The sequence below is a fragment of the Streptomyces endophytica genome, from assembly GCF_026153355.1.
GTDB classification, from domain to species: Bacteria; Actinomycetota; Actinomycetes; order Streptomycetales; family Streptomycetaceae; genus Streptomyces; species Streptomyces endophytica.
Genome location: NZ_CP110636.1, coordinates 2623105 through 2645138, shown reverse-complemented (window position 1 = coordinate 2645138; position 22034 = coordinate 2623105). Strand labels below are relative to the sequence as shown.

Sequence of the window (22034 nt, the reverse complement as noted above, 5' to 3'; positions counted from 1 at the left end):
TCGCAGGTTCTAGTCCTGCCGGGGGCACTCAGTTGCCGGGTGGGCGGAACGCGACGGCCTTCTTGGCGGCCTCGTCGATGTCCTCGACGGCAAGCAGCGGGGTCGCCGTGGACTGCAGCGCGCCCGAGGCCCGGACCGTCATGGCGACGGTGGCCATCGCGAGCGGGTCGGGGAAGTCGACGATGCAGTAGAGGTCCGTCTCGCCGTAGGCGAAATACATCGACTCCAGGGTGCCGCCGCAGGAGGCGACCGCCTGCTGTACGGCGGCCCGGCGGCCGCTGCCGCCCTCGGCGAGCAGCCCCTTCATCCCCTCAGGGGTGTAGCTCGCCTGCACCAGATACTTGGGCATCTGTTCTCCCGTGGTCCATGGGCCGGAGCGGCGGGCCGCCCGCCCCTGCTGCCGCGCGCGGCTCCCCTGACCATCGTGAGCCGGGAGGGAGGGGAGTGGGCCGTTGCGTGCGGCCGAACGGATTGCGCACGGCCTCCCACCGCGATGCGGGGGACCGCGCCGGGCCGGGCGAGGGGCGAGTTATCCACAGGGGCCGCGGGAGGTGGACGGAGCTCGTAGGCTTTCGGGGTGGCTCTGGCGGACGTGGGAATGGTCGAGGACATGGATGCAGCAGACGCTCCGGAGGCGGGCGAGGCGGTGCAGGTGCTGCGCCGCGTCTTCGGGTACGACGCGTTCCGGGGCAGTCAGCAGGAGATCATCGAGCACGTCATAGGGGGCGGCGACGCCGTCGTCCTGATGCCGACCGGTGGCGGCAAGTCGCTCTGCTATCAGATTCCGTCGCTGGTCAGGCCGGGTGTCGGGGTCGTGATCTCGCCGTTGATCGCGCTGATGCAGGACCAGGTCGACGCCCTGCGGGCGCTCGGGGTGCGGGCCGGGTTCCTCAATTCGACGCAGGACCTGGAGGAGCGGCGGCTCGTCGAGGCGGAGTTCCTGGCCGGCGAGCTGGATCTGCTGTATCTGGCGCCGGAGCGGCTGCGGGTGGAGCAGACACTGAGCCTGCTGGACCGCGGGAAGGTCTCCCTCTTCGCGATCGACGAGGCGCACTGCGTGGCGCAGTGGGGGCACGACTTCCGGCCGGACTATCTGGCGCTGTCGATGCTGCACGAGCGCTGGCCCGACGTGCCGCGGATCGCGCTGACGGCCACGGCGACCGACGCCACGCACGCCGAGATCACCTCCCGCCTGAAGATGGCGGAGGCCCGGCACTTCGTCGCGAGCTTCGACCGGCCGAACATCCAGTACCGGATCGTGGCCAAGAGCGAGCCCAAGCGGCAGCTGCTGGAGCTGCTGCGGAGCGAGCACGCCGGGGACGCCGGGATCGTCTACTGCCTCTCGCGGGCCTCCGTGGAGAAGACCGCGCAGTTCCTGGTGGAGAACGGCATCGCCGCGGTGCCGTACCACGCCGGCCTCGACGCCCGGACGCGCGCGGAGCACCAGGCGCGGTTCCTGCGGGAGGACGGGCTGGTCGTGGTCGCCACCATCGCGTTCGGGATGGGGATCGACAAGCCGGACGTGCGGTTCGTGGCGCATCTGGACCTGCCCAAGTCGGTGGAGGGCTACTACCAGGAGACCGGGCGCGCCGGCCGGGACGGCCAGCCCTCGACGGCCTGGCTGGCGTACGGACTGCAGGACGTGGTCCAGCAGCGGAAGATGATCGACGGTTCGGAGGGCGACGAGGCGCACCGGCGGCGGCTGTCCGCCCACCTCGACGCGATGCTGGCGCTGTGCGAGACGGTGCAGTGCCGGCGGGTCCGGCTGCTGGCGTACTTCGGGCAGGACAGCGCCGGCACCACCTGCGGCAACTGCGACACGTGCCTGTCCCCGCCGCAGACCTGGGACGGCACGGTCGCCGCGCAGAAGCTGCTGTCGACGGTCGTACGGCTGCAGCGCGAGCGCGGGCAGAAGTTCGGCGCGGGCCAGATCATCGACATCCTGATGGGGAAGAAGACCGCGAAGGTCATCCAGTTCGACCATGATGCGCTGAGCGTCTTCGGGGTGGGCGACGACCTCCGCGAGGCCGAATGGCGCGGTGTCGTACGGCAGTTGCTGGCGCAGGGACTGCTCTCCGTCGAGGGCGACTACGGCACGCTGGTGCTCACCGGGACGAGCGGCGAGGTGCTGCGCGGCGGGCGCGAGGTGCCGATGCGGCGGGAGCCGGAGAAGGCCGCGCGGGCCGCGAAGGCGAAGGCCGCGAAGGGGAAGCGGGCGCCGGTGGACCTGCCCGAGGAAAAGCTGCCGGTCTTCGAGGCGCTGCGCGGCTGGCGGGCCCGTACGGCCAAGGAGCAGGGCGTGCCCGCGTACGTGATCTTCCATGACGCGACGCTGCGGGAGATCGCCCTTCTGGGACCGGCGACGACGACCGAACTCGGGACGGTCACCGGGGTCGGCGAGAACAAGCTCGTGAAGTACGGCCAGCAGATCCTGGACGTGCTGGCGGGGCGGGAGCGCGACGGGGAGGACGCGGGCGGTGGGCGCGCGGCGGCGGCCGCCGATCCCGCGCCCGGCGGTGCGCCCGACGCCGCGCCCGCGCCCGACGCCGGGCCCGAGCCGGAGGACGACGAGGCGCTGCCGGAGCCGCCGGACGACATCGACTGGTGACCGGAGGCCATCGGGCGGTGATCGGCCGATGAGCGGCGGGCGCGGCTGAGCGGCGGGCGCGGCGTGGGCCGGTCAGCCGCTCAGGGCGGCGCCGAGGCGGCTTCCCGCGGGAGGCGGAGGACGGCGCGGGCGCCGCCGTCGGGGGCGTTGGCGAAGCGGCGGCCGATGCCCAGGACGGCGCCTCGAACACCTTGCCGGACTCGCGGCCTTTGGCCCGAACTGGTGGGCGCATTGTCACGGGACCGATCCCAGAGATCTTGCTGACTGTTACACAACGTACGGATTGCCGTTAAGGACGCTCCGTAAGGTGCCTGCCGTACCGTGACCCCGGGCGGCCCGAGCCGCCCCCGACGAGGAGTACCCATGCGGGCCCAGCGCCGCTCCATGATCCGTACCGCCACCGTCGCCGCCGGTGCGCTCGCCGTCCTGCTGCTGCCCGCGGGCGCCGCCGTCGCCGCGGACTCCACCGCGCCCACGGAAAGCCGTACGTCGATCATGCTGCCCGACAACGGGCTGGCCGGGATCGCCGAGAAGGCCGGGCACCTGCCGAAGGCGGGCCTGATCGGGGGCGCGGGCGCGCTGGGCGTGGCGGGCGCGGCCGTCGCCGTCCACCGCCGCCGCCAGGCGGGCCGGGGCCGGCAGGCCTGAGCGCCGGGCGGGGGGACCTACTCCCCCGGCTCCTCCCCCACCATCCGCTGGACGTCCTCGTACATGACCGCCGCGCCGCCCGGCTCCGGCAGCGGCTGCCCCGTACGGATCGCCTCCGCCGTCCCGAGGGTGGCCTGCAGGGCCGTACGGAAGAGCAGCGAACCGGTGCTGATCCGGCGCACGCCGAGCTCCGCCAGCCGGGCGACGGTGTGCCGGCCGGGCGTGAAGAGGATGTTCAGCGGGGCCTGGACCTCGCGGACCAGCACCGCGATGTCCTCGTCGGCGACGATCCCCGGCACGAACACCCCGTCCGCGCCCGCCGTCAGATAGGCCTCGGCGCGGGCCAGCGTCTCCGACAGCGGCGGTGGCGTGGTCACCCGCCAATGGGTGTCGATCCGGGCGTTCAGGAACAGTCCCGGCGCCCGCTGCTTCACCGCGGCGAGCATCTCGGCCTGCCGCGCCGCTTCCTGCAGCCCCGCGCCACCGGGCAGCCCGTCCTCAAGATTGAGCCCCGCCGCCCCGGCCTCCGCCAGCGCCCCGGCCAGATCCGCCACCTGCTCCGGCCCGCCACCGAACCCGCCCTCGATGTCGACGGTGTACGGGCAGGCCAGCCGGCCGTTGAGGCGCAGCGCCAGGGCGAGGGTGGCGTCCTTGACCTCGGCGAGCCCGCGGCCGTCCGGGTAGCCGTGGGCCGCCGCGACCCCCAGGCTCGTCGTGCCGACCGCCGCGAATCCGGCCCCGGCGAGGGCCACCGCCGACGCGACGTCCCAGGCGTTGGGCAGCAGCAGCGGCTGGTCGGCGTGGTGCAGCGCGTGGAAGTGGAAGGTGGCGTACTCCGGGGAGGTGCTCATACGGGCACCGTAGGCACGAGTCCCTTCGGTACGCACCGAAGACTCGCGGCGGACAATCGAGTCATGACCACTCCGGCGTACAGCACCGCGACGAACCGGACCGCGACCCACCGCGCCCCTGCGGACGGCACTCCGGCGTACAGCACCGAGCTCGCACGGCTGGCCGCGCTGCTCGCTGACCGCACCCGGGCCGCCTTCCGCCCGGCGCTGCTCGACGGGCGGCCTGGACGGCCGGCGAGCCGGCCGCGTACGCGCGGGTCGCGCCCTCGACGGCGAGCGAGCACCTGACCCGGCTGACCGAGGGCGGACTGCTCGTCGAACGGCGCCAGGGCCGCCACCACTACCTCCAGCTCGCCGGCCTGCTCGGCGAGGGGGTACCTCCCGCGCCCTTAAGGCGTGGGGGAGATCACCGATGCGAGGACCGCACGCGGCCTGGTCGACCAGGACGGCGGCTTCGCGCTCACCGGCGCCGGCCGGGACTGGTTCACCGACGCGCTGGGCGTCGAACCGGCCGACCTGCGCACCGGCCGCCGGCCGCCGGCCGCCGGCCCGTGCCTGCCTCGACTGGACCGAGCGCCGCAACCACCTCGCGGGCACGCGCCGCAACCATCTCGCGGGCACGGCCGGGCCCGGCTCTGCGACCGGCTGCTCGACCGCCGCTGGGCCCGCCGCAGCGGCAGCGGCAGGGCGGTACGCCTCACCGACGCCGGCGCGGCGGCCCTCCAGGAGCTGCTGGGGCTGGACGGGACGGCGGCCGGGCTGCGCTGAAGGGGCCGGCACCTCGGTCGGACGTGGCTCCCCGTGCGGTGTTTCAGCGGGCGTTTCCCGCCCCGCACGCCCCCGCCCGCCCGTACACCGTGATGCGGGCGCCCCGGACCTCCGTGGTGCCGCAGACCCGGAAGCTGTCGCGCAGGGTGGCCCGTTTGGCGATTTCCTGGTCGTTGTCGTCGGCGGGCTGGCCGTCCGGGTCACCGGCGACCACGATCCGGCGGCTGGCCAGCATCCGGGCGCGGATGGCGTCGCCGGAGCGTTCGGTGCCGTAGAGGGTGTGGGAGGCCAACGGGCTCTTGGCCAGGGCGAGATCGGTCAGGCCGCGGAAGTCGTGCGGCCGGGTCGCCTTCCAGATCCGCCGCCGGGCCGGCATGAAGAGCAGCCCGTCGCCCGGCTCGGCCGCCGCGCGTACGGCCTGGGCGACCGCGGTGACGTCGTCGACCCGGCTGTCCGGGCTGCGCAGATGGACGTCGATGGGCAGCAGGGCGGCCAGCACCAGCGCGACGGCCGCGGTCCGGCGCAGCCGGCGGGCCCGGGTCTGCCCCAGTTCGCCGGCCGGGCGCAGCAGCCGGGCCAGCGCGGCACCGGCGAGCAGGGCGAAGCCGACGACGTAGTAGAGGACGTAGCGGTCGACGTAGGCCGGTTCGACGTGCGAGAGCAGCAGCAACAGGACGGTGGGCAGGAGCAGCAGCGGGATGCCCAGGGCGCGCAGGCCGATCGGGCCGCGGGAGCGGATCCGCACCCGGGCACAGGCCAGACCGAGGACCGCGAGCACGGCGAAGGTCAGCAGCTGCAGCGGGTCCGGCCACATCAGCCAGCTGATCTGCGCCGACTGCCGGGTGCTGAAGACCGCGAGCGGGGCCAGGGCGGCGAGGACGGTGACCGCGGACAGCGCCCAGGCGCGCAGTACGCGGCGGGGCAGCCGGGCGAGGATCAGCGCGGCGGCGTGGACGGGCAGCACCAGGCACGCGAACTCGTGCAGCAGGCAGGCGGCCAGCATCAGCGCCGTGTAGCCGGGCCACAGCCCGGGGCGCGGGACCGGTTGTGGGCGCGGACGCGAGGGCGGGGGTGCCGCCGCGGCCGCGGTCAGGACCAGCAGGTACGTGGCCCAGACGACCAGTGCGCAGACGGTCGCGTAGGAGCGCCCCTCCTGCGCGTACTGCTGGACGACGGGGATGCACGCGAACGTGAAGCCGGCCAGCAGGCCCGCCCGCCGCCCGACGAGGCGGTGTCCCAGCAGGGCGACGCCCGCGGTGGCGGCGGTCATCGCGGCCACCGACGGCAGCCGCAGCCCCACCACCGCGCCGAACGTCCCGTCGAGGGTGGCGTCGTAGACCCGGAACCAGGCGTGCATCAGCGCGTAGTACAGGCCGTGGACGACATCGGCGTGCAGCAGTGTGTGCCACAGGTCGGGCAGGCTGCGGTGGGCCATGTCGTAGGTGACCGCCTCGTCGCGCCATAGGGCGTCCTGGCGGCGGATCCCCCACGCCCCCAGGAGCAGCATCACCCCGGAGGGCAGCAGCGTCACCGCGCCCTGCGCCGCCCACGCTCTGCGCGTGGCGACGGTGGACGCATAGGCCGGCTTCTGTGCTTGCGCTACGTCGATGACGGGCTCCGGTCACGTACGGGACGGAGGACGGGCGAGCGGGAAAAGCGGTGTTGCCGGGAGGCGGGTGCCGGGAGGACTCCGGTGGCGGCGCCGGGCGGGTGTGCCCGTCACCACCACCGGAGTCCGTGGACGCTCACCCGATGCGGGTCAGCTTCGCGCCGAAGGTCGGCTCGACGAGGTCGTCCTTCAGGGCGACCGGGACCTTCTGGGTGCTCGCGCCGTTGCCGACCGTCAGCACACCGACCTTGGTGCCGGCCTTCGCCTCGTGCGGCAGGGTCTTGCCGGTGCTCATCGAGAACGTCGCCTTCATGCCGGGCCAGCCGACCGCCGACAGGTCCTTGGTCGCCACGACCGGCGTCTGACCGCCGAGGCCGTCGTCCACGTACCCGACGACCTGGCCCTTCTTCACCACGGTGTCCGACGCCAGCGCACCCCGGGCCGCGGTGATCACCTTCTCGGTGTTGTTCAGCACCAGGTCGAGCTGGGCGTTGGGGTCCGGGCTGTTGGTGTGCTGGTCCATCGTCACACCGAGGATCAGCTGGTCCTTGCCGCCGACGGTGCGGTAGCTGGCCCACATGAACGTGCCGCCGGCGGGCGTGCTCGAACCGGTCTTGATGCCGGCGACCTGACCGGCCATCGTCGTGAGCAGGCGGTTGTTGTTGTAGATCTTCTCCGGCAGGCCGGCGATCTGGACGTTCTCGGTGCGCACGACCTCACGGAACACGTCGTTCTTCATGACCTGCTCGGCCAGCTTGAGCTGGTCGACGGCGGTGCTCACGGTCGACTTGTCCAGGCCGCTGGGGTCGGTGTACGTCGTCTTGGTCATGCCCAGCTGCTTGGCGGCGGCGTTCATCTTCTTCACGAACGCCTCCTCGGAATCGGCGTCCCAACGGGCCAGCTGCCGCGCGACGTTGTTGCCCGAGGGGATCATCAGCATCTGCATCATCTGGTACTGGGTGAAGTGCTGGTCCTTCTTGAGCGGAACGCGCGACTCGTCCCCCTTGTTCGAGTCCGCCTCGCCCTGCGCGTCGATCGTGATCGTCTCGCCCTTCTCGCCCTTCTTGAGCGGGTGGTCGCGGAGGATCACGTATGCGGTCATCACCTTGGCGACGCTCGCGGTCGGCACCGGCTTGGCCGCACCGGAACTGCCCATCCGGCCCACGCCGACGACCTCGGCGGCGGCCTGGCCCTGGTCCGGCCACGGCATCGAGAGGGTGCCGCCCTTGAAGGTGAACGAGGTGGCGGCGCCGACGGCGAGTTGCGGGTTGGGCAGCGGGCGCACGCCCTGGACGATCACGAAGATGATCGCCAGCAGCACCACCAGCGGGGTCCAGATCTTGAACCGGCGGACGACCGTGCGCAGCGGGGTCTCGGGCGGCGGCGGGGTGTTGGTGAGCTCCGCCAGGAGGTCGAGCGGCGGCAGCGGCTGCTGCTTGGTCCGCTCGGACTCGGGCAGCGCCTCGGGACGGGCCGGCGCGGCGGCACCCGTCGGAGCGGCCGTCGGCAGGGCACCGGTCCGACCGGCGGGCTTGGCCGGGGCGGCGGGCGCGGCGGATGCCGCGGCCGGCAGGGCTCCGGAGGCCTTCTCCTTCGCCCCGGCCTTGTCGGCCGCCTTGTCGGCCGCCTTCTCCGCGGACTTGTCCGCGGACTTGTTCCCCGCCTTGCCGACGGGCTTCTCGGCGGTCTTGCCGGTGGCCTTCTCGTCGGCCTTGGCAGTGGGCTTGCCGGGCGTACCGAGGGGGGTCCGGGGCGCCGTCTTGCCGAGGGACTTGCCGTCCTTCCCGCTGTCCTTCTTGGCGTCCTTCTCGTTGTCCTTCTTGGCGTCCTTCTCGGCGTCCTTCGCCTTGTAGCTCTTGCCGGAGTCCTTGGCCGGGGCCTTGGCGGAGTCCTCGGAGTCCTTCTCGGAGTCCTTCGCCGGGCCGGTCTCGGAGTCCTTGTCCTTCTTGGCGTCGGAGTCCTTGGCGGCGGCCTTGGTGGCGGCCTTCGCGGGGACTTGTCAGGGGACTTGGCAGGCGGGTTGATCTTGAGGGCGGTGGTCGCCTGATCGACCGGCGCGGCCGTGTCGGCGGAGGCGCTCTTCCCCTTGAGCTTCGCAACAGCGAACACCCGGGTCGCATCATCCACTGCCGACCCGTCGGCCCCGTCCTCCTCGTCGGCCGCCTCCACGGGCTTGCTCTTCTGCGGCCCGACGGTCTTGAACACAGCCGTCGGCTGATCAACGACCTCGGCCTTGCCCTTGCCGCCGGACTCGGCCTCAGCCTTGGTCTCGGCCTCCGACTTGGCCTTGGACTCCGGCTTGGCCTTGCTCTTGGCCTCAGCCTTGGCCTTGGACTCCGCCTTGGCCTCGGGCTTGGCCTCGGACTCAGCCCTGGCCTCCGACTTGGACTCGTCCGCCGAGTCCTTGGGCGCAGGCTCGTCGTCACCCTCGGGGTCGTCCGCACCGGGCTCAGCCCCGGCCGCGTCGTCACCCTCCGGCTCGGCGGCAGCCTCAGCGCCCCCGTCCGACTCCTGCTCCCCCTCCGGCTTTGCGGAAGCGTCGTCCGCCTCCGCGCGCCCCTCATCGCCCTTCCCGGCGACCCAGGCGGCCACGGCCGACCGCAGACGCTCGTCACCGGCCTCGGGGGCCTCCTCGTCGCCGGCGGGCTTCTGCGCCCCGTCGGACGCCTCCGGCGCCCCGCCATCCCCGTTCGGCTCCGACGCCCCGGACGCCTCAGACGCCTCAGACGCCTCCGACGCCTCGGACGGCGCGGACGGATTCACGTCCTCGTCCTCGCCCGCCGTCGCTTCCTCCGCCGGCTCGGCCGGCTCCCCTCGGAGGACGGACAGGCGCGGATCACGTTCACTCCGCGCCGTCTCCCCCGACGACTGCTTCTTGTCCGACTTGTCGGGGGACTCGCCCGCCACCGATGTCTCCTTCATATGTCGCACTGCCGCATTGGACCAGTGTTCCCAAGTCTCCTGTGTTCACGTGGCAGCACCTCGCCGCCACGCGAACCGGTGCGCGCCGCACCCCACGGATAGATGTCGCCAACGCGCAAGACGAGAACGACATACCTACCGGTTCCCTACCGAACCCCCCACGCACTCTCGACAGATGAATGTGAGAGGGGTCACCCTGTCATTCATCCACGCGGGGAGGCATGGATGGGCAGGAGCCGCAGAACAATTCCGGAGGAGCTTCTGCTGCTCGCTTTGGACCCGGCGACGGGCACCACAGCGCAGCCGCAGTCGCTCGACCTCGGCCTGGCCGGGGCCCAGCTAGTAGAGCTGGCTCTGGCAGGACGGATAGCCCCAGACGGGGATCGTATCGCCGTGGTGATGGCACGGCCGACAGGAGATCCGACTCTGGACTCCGCGCTCGAACTGCTGCGCCGACGCGGCAGTCCGGTGCGCGCGGTCCACTGGATCGGCGGGCCCCGGCTGGGGCTGCGCCAGACGTACCTCACGCATCTCGAACGGTGCGGCATGGTGCATGCCGTGGCGGGCCAGATGTGCGGGGTACTGCCGACGACGCGCTACCAAGCGACGGAGACGGCCATCAGCCGGGAGATCAGGGCCCGGCTGGACAACGCGATCCGCACCGGCGTACCCCCGGACCCGCGGACCGCGGCGCTCGCCGCGCTGGCCCATGCGGTCGGACTCGGCAAGCACCTCTATCCAGGGAACGAGGGCGGTCATCGCGCTCCCGTCTCCGGGATCTGATCCGGCACGACCCCATGGGCGGGCTGGTGGCCCACGCCGTCATGGACGTACAGAACGGCGCCGCGGCGCAACCACGGCGGTCGCAGGCCGCCGCCGGCGGTGCCGTACGGCAACCGGCGTCCCATGCCACGGCGAACGCGTCCGGCACGCCGGGCCAGTCGCGGCACGGTCACGGCAGGATGGCCCGCGTGGGCGCCCGCTGACGCCCTGAAGGGCCCGTACGACCGGGTGGGCACCCCGCTAGGGCGCCCCACCGTTCCACCAGTGCCACACCAGCACCACCAGCGCACCACCCGTCCCACGATCCCGTTCGGGAGCCGCAGCAAGGAAGCGCGGGGTGGCGGGCCGGCCGATCCGGACGACGGCCGGCCCGCCACCCCGCGCACACGCTCGCTCGCCTTGTGTGCGCATTTCACTGCGCGGCGTCACTCCGGAGTGGCAGTCTGCTGACCAGGAAATGACAGCAGTACGGAGCCGGAGGTGCACATCCCGTGGCGTCCCACGTCAATCCCACCGTCAGGCGACGCCGGCTGGGCCAGGAGCTGCGCAGGCTCCGCGAGCTCAAGGGCATGACGGCGGAAGAGGTGGCCGAGCGGCTGCTGGTCTCGCAATCCAAGATCAGCAGACTCGAGAACGGCCGCCGCAGCATCAGCCAGCGTGATGTCCGCGATCTCTGCGGGGTCTACGAGGTCGAGGACCACCGGATAGTCGATTCGCTGATGCAGATGGCGAAGGACTCCCGCCAGCAGGGCTGGTGGCACGCCTTCGGCGACATCCCGTACAGCGTCTACATCGGCCTGGAGACCGAGGCCGCCTCGCTGCGGATCTACGAGTCGCTGCTCGTGCCCGGGCTGCTGCAGACGCCCGGTTACGCGGAGGCGGTCATTCCTGGCACGGTCCCCGAGCTGGCGCCGGACCATCTGGAGAAGCGCATCCAGGTGCGGATGCGCCGCCAGGAGCGGGTCAACGAGCCCGAGCGCCCGCTGCGGCTGTGGGTCGTGCTGGACGAGAGCGCGCTGCGGCGGGTGGTCGGCAGCCACCTGATCATGCGCGAACAGCTCGATCATCTCGTCGAGGTGAGCCATCTCCCGCACGTGACCGTGCAGGTGCTCCCCTATGACGCCGGTGCGCACGCGGGAATGTCGGGAACGTTCTCCATCCTGGAATTCGACGATGCCGCGGATTCCAGCGTGGTGTACATCGAGGGCGTCACCAGTGACCTTTATCTGGAGAAGACCAATGATGTGCACAAATACACGATCATGTACGAGCATTTGCGAGCCCAGGCCCTGAGCGCGGAAGCGAGCCGGGAGTTCATCGCGGACGCGGCGAAATTGCATGCGGACGCGAGGGGGTGAGACCGGAGCGCCGAACCGGAACGGTGGACGGGCGTGCCAGACCGGAACGGCCAGTCCGGAACATGACGGAAAGAGGGTGGAATGCGTCATTCCGGATAGCGGGTTCGCACGGTACACCCGCGCCTATCGCCGTGAAAAGAGATCAAGGAATATGCCATTCGGACGGGTGAACGGCCCCTGCGGTTGGTGATGTTGGCGCGTAGCGTCGTCACTACCGAATCCGCGGTAACTCAGAGTAAGTTGGAGTGAACATGGCCGTGCAGCCGAATTCCGCATTCTCCTGGACCAAGTCCTCGTACTCCGGTGGTAACGGCGCCTGTGTGGAAATCGCCGTACCGACCACCGCAGCCATCGCGGTGCGCGACTCCAAGGACCCCGAGGGGCCGCGCCTCACGTTCGACAACGCCTCCTGGAGCAGCTTCGTGTCGGACGTCGCCGACGGCGCGTTCGACGTGGCGTGACCTGAGCCGGCACGCTCCACCGTCCGCATCCGCGGATACGAGCCCTCTCGACTGGATCGCCGTCCCGGCCGAGGGGGCTCGGCCTTGCCCGCACCTCGACGCGTTCGCTCCCGCCCCGTCACCGCGCGTCAGCACCCATCAGCGCAATTCGGCCACGTACCGGTCCGTCCCGGGCACGGTCGGCACGAACGGCGCCACCAGCTCCACCCGCCCCAGCCCCGCGTCCGCGACCTCCTCCCCCCGGTCCGCGAAGTGCGCCGCCCAGGCGTCGCGGGGATCCCGCTCCAGGAACCACAGCAGCGTCAGCCGGGTGTCGACGCCCTCGACCTGCCGTACGTACGACATCCGGTCACCGGGCAGCGGGGTCGGCCGGAAGACCGTGACCATCGCGGCGGGTGAACCGGCCAGCCGCCGCGGCAGCTGCCGGTCCCGCAGCCACTCCAGCAGCCCGGTCCGCTCCTCCGGTCCGGCCGCGTCGACCACCTCCAGCACCAGCCCCGCGTAGGGGTGGTCCAGTGCGTGGAAGTCCCGGGGCCCGCCGCACCGTCCCGGTAGACCGTCGCCAGGTGGTCCTGGAAGGCCGTGAAGACGTGCGTACGGTCCTGGTGGACCCGGCCGTCCTGGTTGAGGCGCCGGTTGATCGCCACCGTCCACCGCATGTGCTCGTCGTAGCGGCCTTCGGTGAGCCAGTACGTGGAGAGGTAGCAGCCGGCCGTGACCGGCCGGGCGACGGCGGACTCCGCGGGATAGCGCAGGAGTTGCAGGTCGCGGGTGGCGACCCAGCGGCGGCCGGCGAACATCCAGGGCATCGCCATGGCGCCGGCGATGTAGTGGTCGTCCTCGTACCAGCGGTTGTAGGCGTTCTCGTGGCCGGGATGCGGTTCGACCATGGTGATCAGCGCATGCCCGGGGCGGACGCCGTAGGGGCCGACGGCGGCCAGTTCGCCGTAGGCGGCGACATGGGTGGCGGTGGCGTCCTCCGGCGCGGTCCTGCTCGTGCTCTCGCGGTCTGCGGTCATGGTGAACAGGTGTAGCTGACGCAGCGTCAGAACGGGAGGGGTCCGGCATGCTCACCATGTGGGCATCCCTGCACATCCGTTCCCTTCCCGCTTAAGCTGCCTGGCATTTACACCTAACGCGGGTTAACCCGCGGCCGGAGTGAAGGGGGAACCGCCATGCCGGATGCGATCCTTGCCGATGCCCGTACGCCTCTCCGTACGCCCCGCCAAACGCCCGCCCGTGCGCCGCTCCCCGAGCTCGCCGCGCGGGCGGCGCGCACCGGCGGCTCGCCCGTACGCGACATCCTGGCGCTCACCGCCCGGCCCGAGGTCATCTCGTTCGCCGGCGGGCTGCCCGCCCCGGAGCTGTTCGACGCGGCGGGGATAGCGGCCGCCTTCCAGCACGTGCTCGCCGACGACCCGCGGCGCACCCTGCAGTACTCCACCAGCGAGGGCGATCCGGCGTTGCGCGCGGCCGTCGCGGCGCGCACCACCGCCCGCGGGCTGCCCACCGGTCCCGACGAGTTGCTGGTGACCACCGGCTCCCAGCAGGGCCTGTCGCTGCTGGCCACCGTCCTGCTGGAGCCGGGCGACACGGTGCTGGTCGAGGACCCCTGCTATCTGGCGGCGCTGCAGATCTTCTCGCTGGCGGGCGCCCGGGTGGTGCCGGTGCCCACCGACGACGAGGGCCTCGACCCGGCCGCGCTGGACGAACTCGCCGCCCGTGAACGGCCGAAGCTGCTGTACGTCATCCCCACCTTCCAGAACCCGACCGGCCGCACGCTCTCCGCCGAGCGCCGGGCCGCGGTCGCCGAGATCGCCGCCCGGCGCGGACTGTGGATCGCCGAGGACGACCCGTACGGCGAACTCCGCTTCGAGGGCGAGGCGGTGCCGTGGGTGGCGTCGTTCCCGGGGGCCGAGGACCGTACGGTGCTGCTGGGTTCGTTCTCGAAGGTGATGGCGCCCGGTCTGCGGCTGGGCACGCTGCGGCTGCCGGCCCCGCTGCGGCGGCCGTGCGTCATCGCCAAGCAGGCCGCCGATCTGCACACCTCGACCGTCGACCAGGCGGCCGCGGCACGGTACTTGGCGACCACGGACCTGGACGTCCACCTGGCGCGGGTGCGCGAGGCGTACCGCGAGCGCCGGGACGCGCTGGTCGACGGGCTCACCACGGCGCTCCCCGAGGGCTCGCGGTGGAACCGGCCGTCGGGCGGCATGTTCGTGTGGGCCACCCTGCCCGCCGGCTACGACGCGACCGCCCTGCTGCCCGAGGTCGTGCGGCACGACGTCGCGTACGTGCCCGGGGCGCCGTTCTTCGCCGGCCCGCCGGACCCGGCCGCGGTCCGCCTGTCGTTCGTCACGCATACGCCGGAGGAGATCCGCGAGGGGCTCGGGCGGCTGCGCGGGGCGCTGGCGGAGGCGCGCGGGAAGGAGTGAGCGCGGAGAGCGGCGCGCCCGGGGGCTTCCGGGGAGCGCCGCTTCGGGGTGGCCGCCGCGGGGAAGAACAGGGTGGGAACACCTTTCCGGGAGGCGGGAGGACGGATGACCCACGGCACGCACGACACCCCAGGCCCCCACGACGCGGACGACCCGACAGGCGGCGCGCCGGAGCCCGATGTCTCCGAGAGCGGTCCGACCGAGCCGCCCCCTTCGCTCGCCCGTCACCTCTGGGCCCGGCTGTGCGGGGCCCGGGTGCGGGTGGTCGCGGTCCTGCGCCGGCTGCGGGCCGTGGTTCCGCTGCGCCGGGGGCACGCGCACTGACCGGGCGGCAGCACGGCCGGACGCGAAATCCACGGCGGGACGGGCCTGTTGCTTTCGGGGCGGGCACCCTAACCTGACGACTCGTCAGGAGATGGGCGTGGTGCGCGATGTCCGGAGGCGGAGATGCTGCTGCGGAACAAGACCGTCGTCGTCTCGGGCGTGGGGCCCGGCCTCGGCCATCAGGTCGCGGCGGCCTGTGTGCGGGACGGCGCCTCGGTGGTGCTGGGCGCGCGTACGGAGGTGAACCTCGCCAAGTCGGCGGCGCGGATCGACCCTTCGGGGACGCGTACCGCCTGGCGGGTGACCGACATCGGTGACGAGGCGCAGTGCACGGCGCTGGCCGCGCTGGCGGTGGAGCGGTTCGGCGGGATCGACGCGGTGATCCATGTCGCGGCGCTGGACTCGTTGTTCGGCGGGCTGCGGGACGCCGACTTCGACTCCTGGCGCGACGTCGTGGACGTCAACCTCTTCGGCACGCTGCGGATGACCCGGGCCTGTCTGCCGTCGCTGACCGCGCGCGGCGGGGGTTCGGTGGTGTTCATCGGCACCCAGTCGTCGGTCGCGGCGCCCTCGCAGGTGCGGCAGGCGGCGTACGCGGCGTCGAAGGGCGGGCTGGTCTCGGCGATGTACTCGCTCGCCCGCGAGCTGGGACCGGACCGGATACGCGTCAACACCGTGCAGCCGGGCTGGATGTGGGGCCCGCCGGTCGAGGCGTACGTACGGTTCCAGGCGCAGGCCGAGGGCGTGGCGGAGTCCGAGGTGCTCGGGCGGCTCACCGAGCGGATGGCGCTGCCGGAGCTGGCCATGGATGCCGATGTGGCCGAGACCGCGGTCTTCCTGGCGTCCGACCGGGCGCGCGCCATCACGGGCCAGTCGCTGCTGGTCAACGCGGGTGAGCTGATGCGGTAGCGGCAGCGGCTGAGCTGAGGGGGTAGCGGTCGCACCGCCTTTCCGCACCGCCATTCCGCGCTCCCTTTCCACGCTCCTTCCCTCCCTTTACGGCCGTACGGGTTCCGCACCCGTACGGCCGTTGTGCTGGCCGGGGATGCGGCGGCCGTTTCCGTAGTGGGTTTCCGTAGTGGCCCTGTCGGTGGCGCTGTCTGTGGCGCTGTCTGTGCGCGGGGGTGACAACGTTCCGGGTGGTCAAGGGAAGGCGCATAAGTCCAGTTCCCTGATCGCTGTTCATATCTGTGATTGTCGGGAGTCTTGACCGGCACGCTCAACGGACGCTTCAATCCCGGGAGTTCCTGGAGTTTCCCGCTCCCGAGCGGGGGCACGGCGCCGCGGAACGCATCACGGCGAAGTGATCGATGTTCATAAGGCGGACCCCTGGAGGGGGCATGAACAGTCTCGACTGGGCCGTGCTCATCGGCTACTTCGGTGTGATGGTCGCGATCGGTGTGTGGTCGCACAAACGGGTGGACGACGTCAGCGACTTCTTCACCGCGGGCGGCCGGATGCCGTGGTGGCTCTCCGGGATCTCCCACCACATGTCCGGCTACAGCGCGGTGATGTTCACCGGGTACGCCGGGATCGCCTACCAATACGGGGTCACCTCGTACGTGACCTGGTCCTTCCCCATCGCGATCGGGGTCGCCATCGGCTCCCAGCTGTTCGCCGGCCGGCTGAACCGGCTGCGGTCGCGGCTGGGTGTCGCCTCGCCGCTGGAGTACCTCAAGAGCCGCTACAACCTGCCGACGCAGCAGGCGCTGGCCTGGTCCGGTGTGCTGCTGAAGATCGTCGACGTGGGCGCCAAGTGGGCCGCGATCGCCACCCTGCTGTCCGTCTTCACCGGGATCTCGCTCCACCAGGGCATCCTCATCACGGGCGTGATCACCGGCGTCTACTGCACGGTCGGCGGTCTGTGGGCGGATGCGCTGACCGAGCTGGGGCAGTTCGTCATCCAGCTGCTGGCGGGCGTCGCGATGCTGGTCACCGTTCTGGGGAAGCTGGGGGGCGTCAGCGCGCTGTGGACCGTATGGGGCGAGCTGCCGGACACCCACACCCGGCCCACCGTCGGCCCGTACACCTTCACCTTTCTGCTCGCCTATCTCTTCATCAAGACCTTCGAGTACAGCGGCGGGATGTGGAACCAGGCGCAGCGCTTCATGGCGACGGGCAGCGCCCGGCAGGCCAAGCGCTCCGCGCGGCTGTCCGCGGCGCTGTGGTTCGTCTGGCCGGCCGTCCTCTTCTTCCCGATGTGGGCCGCGCCGCTGCTGGTCACGGCGCACCGGCCGGACGCCTCCGACGCGTATGCGGTGCTGACCGAACGCCTGCTGCCGCACGGGCTGCTGGGGCTGGTGATCGTCGGCTTCTTCTCCCACACGATGGCCATGTGTTCCTCGGACGCCAACGCCATCTCCGCGGTGTTCACCCGCGACATCGCGCCGGCCCTCTCGGCGCGGGCGCGCGAGTGGTCGCACCGGGCCGGGCTGCTGGCCGCGCGGCTGTCGACGGTCGCGTTCCTGGGCCTGTCGATGGCGATCGCGACCCAGGTCAACTCGCCCACGTTCAAGGACATCATCACCGTCGTCATCAAGTGGGTGGCCGGGCTGGTCGGGCCGATCTCCATCCCGTTCCTGCTCGGCATGGTGCGGATCTTCCGCCGCTCGGGCCCCACCGCGGCCCTGGTGTCCTGGGCGGCCGGCCTGTTCGCGTTCTGGCTGACCAACTACGGCCTGAACGGCGTCCAACTCCAGATCCAGATCGCCGCCCCGGTCGCCACCTCGCTGCTGCTCTTCGTCCTGCTCGGCCACCTGCGGCCCGAGGCCACCCCGGAACGCGACGCGGTGCTGGCACGGATCAACGACGGGGAGGGGGACGGCGACGGGGACACCGGAGGCACCGCGGCGGGCGTTGCGGGCGTTGCGGGCATCCCGGAGCAGGGGGACGGGTCGGACGGGGTACGGGGGGTGCGGGCGCCTTGAGAAGGGGACGGAATGCCTCCGCCCCCCGGCCTGTTGTGGCCCCCGAGGGGGCGCTCGCGTCCCCTACGGGAGGTGTTCGACCTGCCCGTAAGGGCCTGGGCCGGGAATGCCGCCGCCCCCCGCGCCGTTGTGGCCCCGAGGGGGCGCTCGGGTCCCCTAGTACTGCAACCGCATGTGGTGTGACCGTGTGGGCTGGGGCTCGTTGGTGTGACTGTGTGAGAAGTCGCTGACGGTTGAGCAGATCGAGTCGTGGTCCGAGGGAATAGCGGATTTGCATGCCCGCATCGGGCATCGTTTCGGCAGGTCAGAGCCACGAGACCGGGCCTTGGACTACCTGCGGGGCCTCCTGGCCCCTTTGGAGAGGAAGAACGGCTGGACGCTGGCCGAGCAGGTCGGCCAGCTCCGCCCGGACGGCGTCCAGCGGCTGCTGAACCATTCGGACTGGGACGAGAACGCCGTCCGTGACGACGTCCGCGACTTCGTCGTGGAAACCATCGGGACCAAGGACGGGATCCTCATCGGCGACGACACCGGCTTTGTGAAGAAGGGCACCAAGTCAGCCGGGGTCCAGCGGCAGTACTCCGGCACCGCCGGACGCAGGGAGAACTGCCAGGTCGGCACGTTCTTGGCCTATGCCTCCACCCGGGGGCGGGCGTTGATCGACCGCGAGCTGTATCTGCCCGCCTCCTGGACGGACGACCGCGCCCGGTGCCGGGCGGCCAAGATCGGCGACGAGGTGCCCTTCGCCACCAAGATCGAGCACCTGAAGTGGATGCTGCAACGCGCCCTGGACGCGGCCGTGCCCTTCGCCTGGGTCACCACCGACGAGGCCTACGGACAAGTCCGCCATTTTCGGTCCTGGCTGGAAGAACGCAAGGTGGCTTATGTGGTGGCCACCAAGGTCAACGACACGGTGACCGGTCTCGACGGCTGGCAGTACCGGGTCGACGAGCTGATCGCCACCCGCCCGAAGCAGGCATGGAAACCGCTCTCGGCGGGAGCCGGCGCCCACGGCCAGAGGATCTATCACTGGGCCCGCGCCGCCCTCAGGCCGCGACAGGAGAACGGGTTCGGGCACTGGGTGCTGGCCCGCCGCAACATCAGCAACCCTGCCGACATCGCCTACTACGTCTGCTTCGGACCGGTCTCTACGCGTCTGAAAGACCTGGTCAAGGTGGCTGGAGCGCGGTGGGCGGTGGAGGAGTGCTTCCAGAGCGCCAAGGGCGAGTGCGGCCTGGATCACTACCAGGTGCGGCACTACCGGGCCTGGTACCGGCACATCACCCTGGCCATGGCGGCCCTGGCCTACCTGACCGCCGTCCGCGCAACACAAGCCGCAAAAGGGGCAGCGGATGCGACGAACACGACCTCGTACCCCTCAGCGTCCCCGAAATCCGCCGCCTGATCGGGCACCTCGCCCGCACACCCCACTGTCACACCAACGAACACCGTCTGCACTGGTCACACTTCCGCAGACACAGCCAAGCCCGAGCCCGCCACAGCCACTACCAACACCGCGGCCACACACCCCACATGCGGTTGCAGTACTAGGGAAAGTGTTCGGCTCTCCCGTAAGGGCCCGCAAGGTCCGTAAGGGCCCGCAAAGGCCCATAAGGGCCCGCCGAGCCCCGGCACCTTCGGCCCTTCCCGTGAAGCCCTATCCCTTACGCCCTAATCCCCCGCGCCCAAGCCCCTACGCCCGCGGATACCGTGCCAGCCACCCCAGGGCCGAGCCGGCCGGGCCGTGCAGGGCGGGGCCCTGGGTCATTTCCATGGCGAAGTCGTCGGCGAGTTGCAGGATCGTGGCCCGGCCCTCCAGTTCGACCAGCCAGTCCGGCGGCAGCGCCGTTTCGCCGTGCAGGGTGCCGAGGAGGTTGCCGCAGATGGCGCCGGTGGAGTCGCTGTCGCCGCCGTGGTTGACGGCGAGCAGCAGGCCGTGCCGGATGTCCTCGGCGACCAGTGCGCAGTAGACGCCGATGGACAGCGCCTCCTCGGCCGTCCAGCCCTCGCCCAGCGACTCCACCCGGGCCGGCGCCGGCATGCCCTGCCGTACGGCGCCCAGCGCGCGCTTGAGGGCCTCGGTGGTCTCCTCGTGGCCGGGGCGGGTGGCCAGGTGGGCCAGCGACTTCTGCACCGCGCTGTCGAGGTCCTCGCCACGGGCCAGTGAGTGGCTGATGACGGCGAACGCGCCGGCCGCCAGATAGCCGGTGGGGTGGCCGTGCGTCTGCGCCGCGCACTCCGCGGCGAGCTGGAAGACCAGCTGCGGCTCCCAGCCGACCAGCAGCCCGAACGGTGCCGAGCGCATGACCGCGCCGCACCCCTTGGAGTCCGGGTTCTTCGGTGCCTCCAGGGTGCCCATCACCTCGTCGCCGAGACCGCTCAGGCAGGCCCGGCCGGGCGCGCGGCGGGCGTACAGCCACTCCTCGCGGGCCAGCCAGCCGTCGTCCGTCTTGCGCTCGTCGGGGCCCCAGTCGTGCTGGGTGGCGGCCCAGCGCAGGTAGGCGCGGTGGACGTCGGTGGGCGGGTGCCAGGCGCCGGTGTCGCGGCGTACCTGGGCGCGGATCAGCCCGTCGACGGTGAACAGGGTCATCTGGGTGTCGTCGGTGACCGCACCGCGCCGCCCGAAGGCGGGTACGAATTCGGTCACGCCCTCCTGGCCGTGCGCCGTGCGGATGGCGTCGAGCGAGTCGAATTCGATACCGGCACCGAGCGCATCGCCGATGGCACCGCCGAGCAGGCAGCCGCGTACCCGGCTGCGGAAGTCCTGCTGTTCCGCGCGCCCCCAGATGGCGGCGCCGCCTCCTGCTGCGCTCACTGTGCCTCCCGAAGCTCACCACGTTCCGGGGCCTTGCGGGGCCCCTGGCGCAGCACTGTAATCGACCGGGATTGATCAGTTTCCGGCCAGGTGAGTATGCGCATAGTCGCTGGCTAGGCGGCTTTTGGGCGCTACGGTCCGGATGACCGCCGAACTGCACCTCCGGGAGATCTCCTATGACACCGCGCTGCGCCGTACTCGACGACTACCAGGGCGTCGCCCTCTCCCTGGCCGACTGGTCACCGCTGGGCGGCACCGTCGAGGTCCGTACGCTGCGCGAGCCGTTCCGCTCCGAGGACGAGGTGGTCGCGGCGATCGGCGACTGCGAGATCGTCGTGGCGATGCGTGAGCGCACCCCGTTCCCCGCCTCGCTGCTCACCCGGCTGCCCCGGCTCCGGCTGCTGATCACCTCCGGGATGCGGAATGCCGCCATCGACCTGGCGGCCGCCGCCCGGCACGGGATCACCGTGTGCGGCACCGCCAGCAACACCGAGCCGCCCGTCGAACTGACCTGGGCGCTGATTCTGGGCCTCGCCCGCAACGTCGCCACCGAGAGCACCGCGATGCAGGCCGGCGGCCCCTGGCAGTCCACCCTCGGCGCCGATCTGCACGGCCGTACGCTCGGGCTGCTCGGCCTCGGCAAGATCGGCAGCCGGGTCGCCCGGATCGGCCTGGCCTTCGGCATGGACGTGGTGGCGTGGAGCCGGAACCTGACCGCCGAGCGCGCCGCGGAGGTGGGCGTACGCGCCGCCGCCACCAAGGAAGAGCTCCTGGAGGCCGCCGATTACGTCTCCGTCCATCTGGTGCTCGGCGACCGCACCCGGGGGCTGCTCGGCGCGGACGAACTCCGCCGGATGCGGCCCACGAGCTACCTCGTCAACACCTCGCGCGCCGCGATCGTCGACCAGGAGGCGCTGCTGCGGGCGCTGCGCGAGAACTGGATCGCCGGGGCCGGCCTGGACGTCTTCGACCAGGAGCCGCTGCCGGCCGGTCACCCCTTCCGCACCCTCCCGAACGTGCTCGCGCTCCCGCACCTCGGCTATGTCACCCGCCGCAACTACGAGGGGTACTTCCAGCAGGCCGTCGAGGACATCACCGCCTTTCTGGCGGGCAGCCCGGTGCGTCAACTCAACTGATGCGCAACGCGCCGGGCTCATCCGTTCGATGATGGCGGCGCCGCACGGTGGGCATGCTTTCCCCATGTCCGAGTACGAGTGGGATCGCACCACCATGGCCGTTGTCGCCTCGGCCCTCTCCGGGGACAGCGACGGCGCGGTGGAACTCCTCCGGCCGCTCCCCCAGAGCGACGTCTGCCACATCGCCGTGCGGCTCGCCGCGATGGCCGCCGACGCCCTGATCGTCGCCGCCCAGGACAGCGGGGGCGACCGCGAGGAGGCGCTGTCCCAGTGGCAGCAGTGCATCCTCCAGCACGAGTCGGAGTACGACGGGGACTGAGGCGGGAGCCGAGACAGGGGCCGGGCCGGGTCCCGGCCACTGCGGCCGGTGGCTCCCGGGGCAGGTATGG

The 22034-nt window shown here is 71.7% G+C and carries 16 protein-coding genes and 3 pseudogenes; 13 read left to right on the top strand and 6 right to left on the bottom strand.

Annotated features, from left to right (window positions below; translation table 11 throughout):
- Positions 1 to 28: 28 nt before the first annotated feature.
- Positions 29 to 349 (bottom strand): GYD domain-containing protein, encoded by a 321-nt coding sequence (locus tag OJ254_RS11950; RefSeq protein WP_265362311.1) that lies wholly within the window; start codon positions 347 to 349, stop codon positions 29 to 31.
- A gap of 249 nt (positions 350 to 598) precedes the next feature.
- Here OJ254_RS11950 and recQ point away from each other — a divergent pair, with 249 nt between their 5' ends.
- Both recQ and OJ254_RS11940 read left to right on the top strand, forming a co-directional pair.
- Complete coding sequence (gene recQ, locus OJ254_RS11945; RefSeq protein WP_423836009.1) at positions 599 to 2608, top strand: DNA helicase RecQ; 2010 nt, start codon at positions 599 to 601, stop codon at positions 2606 to 2608.
- Positions 2609 to 2971: 363 nt separating this feature from the next.
- A complete protein-coding gene (locus OJ254_RS11940; RefSeq protein WP_265362309.1) occupies positions 2972 to 3256 on the top strand; it encodes a hypothetical protein in 285 nt (94 codons plus the stop codon).
- Between the two features lie 17 nt (positions 3257 to 3273).
- Here the strand turns inward: OJ254_RS11940 and OJ254_RS11935 are convergent, their stop codons facing one another.
- Complete coding sequence (locus tag OJ254_RS11935) at positions 3274 to 4107, bottom strand: isocitrate lyase/PEP mutase family protein (protein WP_265362308.1); 834 nt, start codon at positions 4105 to 4107, stop codon at positions 3274 to 3276.
- 63 nt (positions 4108 to 4170) lie between these two features.
- On the opposite strand from OJ254_RS11935, the pseudogene OJ254_RS11930 reads away from it, so the two are divergent.
- Positions 4171 to 4693 (top strand): annotated as a pseudogene (locus OJ254_RS11930) (winged helix-turn-helix domain-containing protein); the annotation flags it as partial.
- 225 nt (positions 4694 to 4918) lie between these two features.
- Here the strand turns inward: OJ254_RS11930 and OJ254_RS11925 are convergent.
- Both OJ254_RS11925 and OJ254_RS11920 read right to left on the bottom strand, forming a co-directional pair.
- Positions 4919 to 6406, bottom strand: coding sequence for a glycosyltransferase family 39 protein (locus tag OJ254_RS11925; protein WP_265362307.1), 1488 nt, complete (start codon positions 6404 to 6406; stop codon positions 4919 to 4921).
- Between the two features lie 214 nt (positions 6407 to 6620).
- Positions 6621 to 7805 carry a serine hydrolase gene (locus OJ254_RS11920; RefSeq protein ID WP_265362306.1) on the bottom strand — a complete coding sequence of 395 codons (1185 nt, stop codon included), beginning with the start codon at positions 7803 to 7805 and terminating at the stop codon, positions 6621 to 6623.
- 1826 nt (positions 7806 to 9631) lie between these two features.
- Between OJ254_RS11920 and OJ254_RS11915 the strand changes: the two are divergent.
- The 3 genes and pseudogenes from OJ254_RS11915 to OJ254_RS11905 all read left to right on the top strand — a co-directional run bounded on the left by OJ254_RS11915 (position 9632) and on the right by OJ254_RS11905 (position 12008).
- Positions 9632 to 10392, top strand: a pseudogene (locus OJ254_RS11915) (GOLPH3/VPS74 family protein).
- 288 nt (positions 10393 to 10680) lie between these two features.
- Positions 10681 to 11547 carry a helix-turn-helix domain-containing protein gene (locus OJ254_RS11910; RefSeq protein WP_261950883.1) on the top strand — a complete coding sequence of 289 codons (867 nt, stop codon included), beginning with the start codon at positions 10681 to 10683 and terminating at the stop codon, positions 11545 to 11547.
- A gap of 251 nt (positions 11548 to 11798) precedes the next feature.
- Positions 11799 to 12008 carry a DUF397 domain-containing protein gene (locus tag OJ254_RS11905; protein WP_265362305.1) on the top strand — a complete coding sequence of 70 codons (210 nt, stop codon included), beginning with the start codon at positions 11799 to 11801 and terminating at the stop codon, positions 12006 to 12008.
- A 138-nt stretch (positions 12009 to 12146) separates the two neighbouring features.
- Here the strand turns inward: OJ254_RS11905 and OJ254_RS11900 are convergent.
- Positions 12147 to 13027, bottom strand: a pseudogene (locus OJ254_RS11900) (hypothetical protein).
- A 156-nt stretch (positions 13028 to 13183) separates the two neighbouring features.
- On the opposite strand from OJ254_RS11900, the gene OJ254_RS11895 reads away from it, so the two are divergent.
- From OJ254_RS11895 to OJ254_RS11875, 5 genes are all read left to right on the top strand, one after another.
- Complete coding sequence (locus tag OJ254_RS11895) at positions 13184 to 14443, top strand: aminotransferase-like domain-containing protein (RefSeq protein WP_265362304.1); 1260 nt, start codon at positions 13184 to 13186, stop codon at positions 14441 to 14443.
- Between the two features lie 105 nt (positions 14444 to 14548).
- Entirely contained in the window at positions 14549 to 14767 is a 219-nt protein-coding gene (locus OJ254_RS11890; RefSeq protein ID WP_265362303.1) for a hypothetical protein, read from the top strand.
- Between the two features lie 123 nt (positions 14768 to 14890).
- Positions 14891 to 15676 carry an SDR family oxidoreductase gene (locus OJ254_RS11885; protein WP_265362301.1) on the top strand — a complete coding sequence of 262 codons (786 nt, stop codon included), beginning with the start codon at positions 14891 to 14893 and terminating at the stop codon, positions 15674 to 15676.
- A gap of 431 nt (positions 15677 to 16107) precedes the next feature.
- Entirely contained in the window at positions 16108 to 17694 is a 1587-nt protein-coding gene (locus tag OJ254_RS11880; RefSeq protein WP_265362300.1) for a sodium:solute symporter family protein, read from the top strand.
- 241 nt (positions 17695 to 17935) lie between these two features.
- A complete protein-coding gene (locus OJ254_RS11875) occupies positions 17936 to 19099 on the top strand; it encodes an IS701 family transposase (RefSeq protein WP_265365060.1) in 1164 nt (387 codons plus the stop codon).
- Between the two features lie 288 nt (positions 19100 to 19387).
- On the opposite strand, the gene OJ254_RS11870 is transcribed toward OJ254_RS11875, so the two are convergent.
- The gene (locus OJ254_RS11870) at positions 19388 to 20509 is read right to left on the bottom strand and encodes an ADP-ribosylglycohydrolase family protein (RefSeq protein ID WP_265362299.1); all 1122 of its coding nucleotides are present in this window, start codon (positions 20507 to 20509) and stop codon (positions 19388 to 19390) included.
- Positions 20510 to 20685: 176 nt separating this feature from the next.
- On the opposite strand from OJ254_RS11870, the gene OJ254_RS11865 reads away from it, so the two are divergent.
- On the top strand, positions 20686 to 21645 hold the full coding sequence (locus OJ254_RS11865; RefSeq protein WP_265362298.1) for a D-2-hydroxyacid dehydrogenase family protein: 960 nt from the start codon (positions 20686 to 20688) through the stop codon (positions 21643 to 21645).
- 64 nt (positions 21646 to 21709) lie between these two features.
- A complete protein-coding gene (locus tag OJ254_RS11860; protein ID WP_030415575.1) occupies positions 21710 to 21964 on the top strand; it encodes a hypothetical protein in 255 nt (84 codons plus the stop codon).
- The last annotated feature ends 70 nt before the right edge of the window (positions 21965 to 22034 follow it).